General features: G+C 35.6%; 8 protein-coding genes and 1 tRNA gene. 4 read left to right on the top strand and 5 right to left on the bottom strand.

Annotated elements, in window-relative coordinates; genetic code table 11:
• Window position 1: 1 nt before the first annotated feature.
• Window positions 2-328, bottom strand: coding sequence for a heavy metal-binding domain-containing protein (locus tag IV57_RS11435; protein WP_057881657.1), 327 nt, complete (start codon window positions 326-328; stop codon window positions 2-4).
• 156 nt (window positions 329-484) lie between these two features.
• Here IV57_RS11435 and IV57_RS11440 point away from each other — a divergent pair, with 156 nt between their 5' ends.
• Window positions 485-1,078, top strand: a complete 594-nt coding sequence (locus IV57_RS11440) for an Ltp family lipoprotein (RefSeq protein WP_057881658.1) — start codon at window positions 485-487, stop codon at window positions 1,076-1,078.
• Window positions 1,079-1,135: 57 nt separating this feature from the next.
• Here the strand turns inward: IV57_RS11440 and IV57_RS11445 are convergent, their stop codons facing one another.
• The 3 genes from IV57_RS11445 to IV57_RS11455 all read right to left on the bottom strand — a co-directional run bounded on the left by IV57_RS11445 (window position 1,136) and on the right by IV57_RS11455 (window position 2,306).
• Window positions 1,136-1,603 (bottom strand): hypothetical protein, encoded by a 468-nt coding sequence (locus IV57_RS11445; protein WP_057881659.1) that lies wholly within the window; start codon window positions 1,601-1,603, stop codon window positions 1,136-1,138.
• 186 nt (window positions 1,604-1,789) lie between these two features.
• Window positions 1,790-1,861 (bottom strand) — tRNA-Gln (locus IV57_RS11450).
• Window positions 1,862-1,997: 136 nt separating this feature from the next.
• Complete coding sequence (locus IV57_RS11455; RefSeq protein WP_057881660.1) at window positions 1,998-2,306, bottom strand: hypothetical protein; 309 nt, start codon at window positions 2,304-2,306, stop codon at window positions 1,998-2,000.
• A 443-nt stretch (window positions 2,307-2,749) separates the two neighbouring features.
• On the opposite strand from IV57_RS11455, the gene IV57_RS11460 reads away from it, so the two are divergent.
• On the top strand, window positions 2,750-3,661 hold the full coding sequence (locus tag IV57_RS11460) for a hypothetical protein (RefSeq protein WP_057881661.1): 912 nt from the start codon (window positions 2,750-2,752) through the stop codon (window positions 3,659-3,661).
• A gap of 45 nt (window positions 3,662-3,706) precedes the next feature.
• On the opposite strand, the gene IV57_RS11465 is transcribed toward IV57_RS11460, so the two are convergent.
• Window positions 3,707-4,738, bottom strand: a complete 1,032-nt coding sequence (locus tag IV57_RS11465) for an SDR family oxidoreductase (RefSeq protein ID WP_057881662.1) — start codon at window positions 4,736-4,738, stop codon at window positions 3,707-3,709.
• Between the two features lie 137 nt (window positions 4,739-4,875).
• Between IV57_RS11465 and IV57_RS11470 the strand changes: the two genes are divergently transcribed.
• Window positions 4,876-5,442 (top strand): TetR/AcrR family transcriptional regulator, encoded by a 567-nt coding sequence (locus IV57_RS11470; protein WP_057881663.1) that lies wholly within the window; start codon window positions 4,876-4,878, stop codon window positions 5,440-5,442.
• Between the two features lie 25 nt (window positions 5,443-5,467).
• Window positions 5,468-6,100: an SDR family oxidoreductase gene (locus IV57_RS11475; protein ID WP_057881664.1), complete on the top strand. Its 633-nt coding sequence runs from the start codon at window positions 5,468-5,470 to the stop codon at window positions 6,098-6,100.
• Window positions 6,101-6,213 lie beyond the last annotated feature (113 nt).

Raw genomic sequence — 6,213 nt, forward strand, 5'->3', positions numbered from 1 at the left:
CTTACTTAAATTTTACTGCAGTACCATATGCTGCAACAGTTTCCATGTCCGCACTGATTGAGTCTGAGTCAAAGCGCATCATAACTACGGCATCAGCACCCATGTCCATTGCATTTTGTCGTAAACGATCAATTGCAATGTCACGAGCCTCAGTCAATAACTCTGTGTAAGCTTTGATTTCGCCACCAACAATGTTTTTGAAACCAGCGCCAATATTTCTAACTACGTTCTTCGATTGTGTTGTTAATCCAAAGACTTCTCCGATAATTTCGTAGTCGCGACCTGGTACATGTTCCGTTGTAGTCACTAATATCTCGCTCTTCTCCATTAATTCACCTCACAAAAATAATTATTTCACTCCATTAAATAATGTAACACAAACGACTACTTATATGGTTAGTTCCTGAAAATTGTTGACTAATAATTTGACCATTTTCTGGAAACTTGAGCTGTTATACTTGTATTAGTTATGGAGGTGATTATTTTGAAACAACAGCGCAAAAATTTAACTCGCAAAGAAATAATTTTATTAATAGTTGTTAGTTCCATCTTAATAATCACTATTCCTCTGGCCCTGAATTCTATTAAGGTTACCAATCCTAGTCCTGTTAAGACTGAAGAAAAAGTTCCTAAGGGCGCTAAAACAGCTCTGACCAAAGCCAAGAATTACGCTGACGTGATGCATATGTCAAAACAGGATATTTCTGATCAACTTAATTCTGGTGCTAACGATAAATACTCTAAAGCTGCTATTAATTATGCTCTTAAGCATCTCAAGATAAATTACGATAAGAATGCCCTCCTTCGGGCTAAAGAATATTCCGATTCACAAAATATGTCGAAGTTAGCGATTCACGACCAGTTGACCAATAAAGGTAAATTTACTTCCGAACAGGCCCGATATGCCGTTGATAATTTGCAAGTTGATTATAATCAGAATGCCCTAATCACTGCTAGAGCTTATCAACGAGATTTGCATTTTTCACCCGCCACAATTAGAAACGTTTTGGTCTCTAACGCTAATGAAAAATTTACTCCTGAAGAGGCTGATTATGCTATCTTGCATTTGAATGATTAGATTACTAAAACGTGGAACGTAACATAGCTCTTTCCGCTCTCTAGATAGTCATCTATCTTATTTCAAATATGGAATATCAATATCATTAATTCCTGAAATTTTAATATCAGAATCCAACACTGTGACTTCACGATTGAAATAATGCACTTGCTTATTCCGATCAGATACTCGATAAGTCAGTCTAGTTGTCCCAGACTTTGTTTGATCGACCCAAGTGGGCTTAACTGTAACTGACAAATCATTTCCTAGCCAATCAGTAGCCTTAACACCAGTCATTGGATCAAAAGTTGATTTCTCTTTAGCTACTGAGTTAGCCCGATCAGTTTTGAGTTTCATCTTATTTGAATATCTCTGTCCTATTTCTAAAGCATCCTTCGCTTTAGCATTACCCTGGAAACTAGCCTCTTCTAAGGTAGTTTGTAAATTATGTATTTTATTGACATGTACTAGTGACGTTGCCATTGAATTGGGTTCAACTGTCAGCTCCTCTAAATATGTGATGATAGCTTTGTCAATTTCTGTCATGATAAATCTCCCTAAGTATTTTTCCATACAAAAAGACCGCTCGGTATTCTCACCAAGTGGCCCACTTAGGAGAACATCAAATTACATAGGAGCACGTTGCATGATCGACCATGTACGTTGCTGCTGGATCATAGTGTGTAATCACTAACCAGACTCTCGATATTCTAACGACTTATTCATATGTAATTGGGCATATTGGGATCGAACCAATAAATTGCGGATTCAGAGTCCGCTGCCTTACCATTTGGCGAATGCCCACTAACAATAAAAATGTTATAAAAAAAACACTCCAATGTCAATAGTAAACCACTATTGTCTCAAAATATAGTTAATTTTTTTAATAATTCACAAAAAAGCCATCCCAATTTTACTTGAGATGGTCTTTTCAGCAACTTTATGCTTCTGCTTCCTTCTTAGCTACTACTTTAACTTGATTGCTATTATTACCAGTATCCAGAATGTTGATGGACTTATCCAACGATTCAAAAATTTCAGTGTTAAGTAATTCGATAATTGGTGTCAACCTTTCACATTCATGAGCTAACAAGTTCTTATTCGTTTGTTCCTCGTTAACACGTCTGATTTTCAAATTGTAATCAATCAGAGCATTAATCCGAATTTTGGAATCATCCAATTCACATATCAAATCATCAATTTTATCCATGTCATATGTTCTTGTTTGTTTGTCTGTTTTATTATTCATTAAAAATACTCCTTAGTATATTTTTATAAGCATTAAACATCCAATCAATCACTAGTATCCTTACATTTTGTGCCCCCTGATTAGGATCTGTTTACAATTCCAATTCTAGTAATATAGCAAAATTAAAGATAGGTTATTATCCAGAATGTACATATACAAATTTCGTAAAATAACCACAAAAAAAATTGTTGAATGTAAAAATAATTACATTCAACAATTTCTAAGCTTCTGGTTCTGCATGAACAACTGTCATTCCACCAGTAACTAACCTATCCCCTTAAAAGACCATTTCCTAATCTAAGAAGTGATAATTAAATTCCATTAATATATATCTTTAATACAAAATAATATATACGATATATTTTCAGAAATTATTATCATATGTTACACTTATCTAGTTTTGCTACAATAATCACTCTAAAAAGGAGATACCACATACCCTAATGCATTTATCTACAACTGAGAAACGTAACTATTTGATTGGCTTTATTTTCATTATTTTTATGGTAGCCACCGCCACATTACTCCATGATATGGAAATAATTTTACCCGAAATCGGTGCCTTGACTGCGGGAACTTGGATCTATCAAAATGGAGGTTGGATCAACCAACCCGTGAAAATATTTTTGGCTCCTTCAGGCACGGCTATTATCGGGTTTTTGATCAATCAATTGACAATCGGTTATGCTGAAAAAGTTTTATTAGGTCTTTTACTGATGCTGATTCTATTAAGAATCCTTCATTCTAACCTTGCTCCTTCTTTTGCCACTGGCCTACTACCGATTATCATTAATGCCACACACTGGTCATTTATTGTTGCTATTCTCTTGTTCACCCTAATGTTAATGTGTGGTGTCTTCATCCAAGGAAGCTACAAACAAACCTCACCCAGCACCCCAATTCAAAATCGTCACATGTTGATTTTTACCCTGATGGCAATTATCTGGGTCGGTTCCGTCTGGTTCTTCGGTTTTTCTCAGATGGCTGCTATTCCGCCTGTTATGGTTGTTTTCTTCGAAGTTTTACAAAAGCCTAATTATCACTGGAAAATGGCTACTAAACATTTTATTGCTTTAGTTGGAGCAGCAACTATCGGCGTCTTGGTTCACTTACTCTTTACATCTTGGTTACTTTCAACCGCTATCTCCCTGCCACTAGTTTTTGTCTTACTACAAATCCTCAAGATAAATTTACCGGCAGCTTTTGCTTTTCCACTATTGGCTTTGGTTTTACCAACTAGTATGTTTCACATGCTGCCAATTACAGCAATAATTGCTACAACCTTCTTCTTAGGTTCAATGGTTGTTTTGAAAAAGATTAAATTATCTTACCAAATAGAATCCAATAAATCATAACTGACTAAAAAGCCACTGAAATTAAATTTCAACGGCTTTTTTTTACTACTTTACGATTCCCAAATCAATCATTGATTGAGCTGTGGCAATAATAGCTGTTTTAGCCGAACGAGGATTCCAACCTAACAAAGTTTTGGCCTTCTCATTGCTAGTACCAGCATATTTGCCAACAATCGAAGCTATCATTTTTAATTGTGGATTAGTCAATGCTGCAGCTTTGACTACAGCATTCGGAATAGTCTTTGTTGGCATTTTACTAGCATATGCTGGAAAGGCTTCTTTTAAGATATTAGCTAAATCCATCATAGAGAGAGTTTCTCCAGTTGTAGCGAGGAATCTTTCACCATTGGCCTTTTCTGAAGTCATGGCTAATATATGAAGACTAGCAACATCACGGACATCAATATATCCTGAATCAACATTTGGCAAAGCCTTGATCTTGCCTTCCAACAATTGTTGAATCTGAGTATTAGAATGAGAATATTTAGCTGATAAAACTGGTCCCATGACACCAACTGGATTGACGGCGGCCAATTCTAGACCATTGCCTTCTTTTTTAATGAAATCCCAAGCAGCCATTTCTGACATTGTTTTGGATCTTTGATAAGGATGGATATTCTTATCGTCAAGATTTGACCAATCTTTTTCAGTATATGGAGTTGTACGATTTTTATGACCAGCGAAAATTGCACCATAAGCAGAAGTTAAAACTACTCGTTTCACACCATTGTCACGGGCGGCAGTTAAGACACGAATCACACCATCAACTGCAGGACGAATCATTTCATCAGGATTTTTGAAGTTTAACTTAGGTGTTGGTGAAGCAACGTGGATTACATAAGTTGCACCAGTCATAGTTTCTTCCCAATTATCATCTGAAGTTAAATCAGCCAATGAGAATGATAAATCTGTAAAATCAGTAATTCCGCCAGTCGTTAACATTTCACGAACGACGGCCTCTTTGGCAACGGATCTAACAGTTGTTCTAACTGCATATCCTTGTTGTAATAATTGTAAAATAATATGTACTGCGATAAAACCACTACCACCGGTTACGACTACTAATTGTTTTTTCATAATTTAAATTTCTCCTTGAATTAATAAATTTCGTTAAGCTAACGTTTCACTTGTAACGTTCATGGATGCATCTTACAATGTGGTTAACAAGTTCTCAAGTAAATTGAGAGCATCTGTGACAAAAAGGAGAAATTGTAATGGCAGCTACTGATCATTCGCAACAAATCAAACAGGATTCACGGGATTATCTCATCTCCGCATTACTACAACTACTAAAAACTAAAGATTTAAATGACATCACGGTCACTCAAGTTGTCAAAAAGGCTGGTGTCAGTCGAATGGCCTTTTATCGCAATTTTGAAACCCTAAATGATATTCTAATTGCCTATTTCAAACCCAAAATTGATTCTGAATTTACCATTATAATTAATAAGGCTACTCCTGAACAGAAAATGAATGCCTTAGGTTCGTTTTTTTTCGAGCTGACTGATACTATGAACTTAGCAGTTAAAAGAAATTACGAATTTATTATTCAAAATATTTTTAACGATAATATCATGAATTTTTACGATACCATTATGAATTGGGATCATTTCTCCGCTGTTCAAAGAAAATATTGGACTCGTTTTATGAGTGCCGGTGTCTATGCTATCTGGCGTGAATGGCTCAATAGCGGTCAAAAGGAATCATTGAACGATATTCATACCTTAATAGCTGATTTTCAATTTTCTACTTTACAGGCATTGAAGAATGAAACTAATTAATAATTAGATCACGGAGGTTAACGATATGAAAATTCTAGTAATTGGTGCTAATGGTAGAACTGGTTTACAAATTGCCACAACTTTGAAAAATAGCGGCTATGAAGTCATTGCTGGAGTTCACTCGCCCAACCATATTGATTATGTAAAAAAATTAAATCTGGCCGTTAGAAAAATTGACTTGATCGACATGACAGTTGCTCAAATAGCTCAAGAAATGACTGATATCGATACGATCGTATTTGCTTCCGGAGCCCCACAAACTCAACCTGAACTGGCCATGTGGATTGATCTCGACGGTGCGGCCAAAACTATGCAAGCTGCTCAAAAAAATAATATTAAACGTTTTATCATGCTCTCAGCAGCCGGTGCTGAAAATAGAAAAACATGGGATATATATGATATTCCGAGCTATTATTTGGCCAAATATTACGCTGAAGACTATTTAAAAAAATCTGGTTTAATATACACCATCATTCGCCCCGCCATTTTAACTGATGATATTCCTAGGGATAAAGTCGGTTTAATTGATACGGGTGATCCCCGAGTCAGTCGGAGCGATGTTGCTTCAGTCGTTTTACAAGCGATAGAAAATTCTGGATTTAAAAACACTGATTTCAATTTATATTTCGGCAATACCGATATTGATAAAATTAAATAATTAATAAAAATCATGACATGGAAATCCGAAACAAGTTCTTGCTCAAACTTGGTTAGAGCGTAAATTAATGGAGTTATCATTGTAATGCCGCTCTCCACAAGGAAGAAAAAATT

The sequence above is a fragment of the Companilactobacillus kimchiensis genome (assembly GCF_001438805.1).
Lineage (GTDB): Bacteria > Bacillota > Bacilli > Lactobacillales > Lactobacillaceae > Companilactobacillus > Companilactobacillus kimchiensis.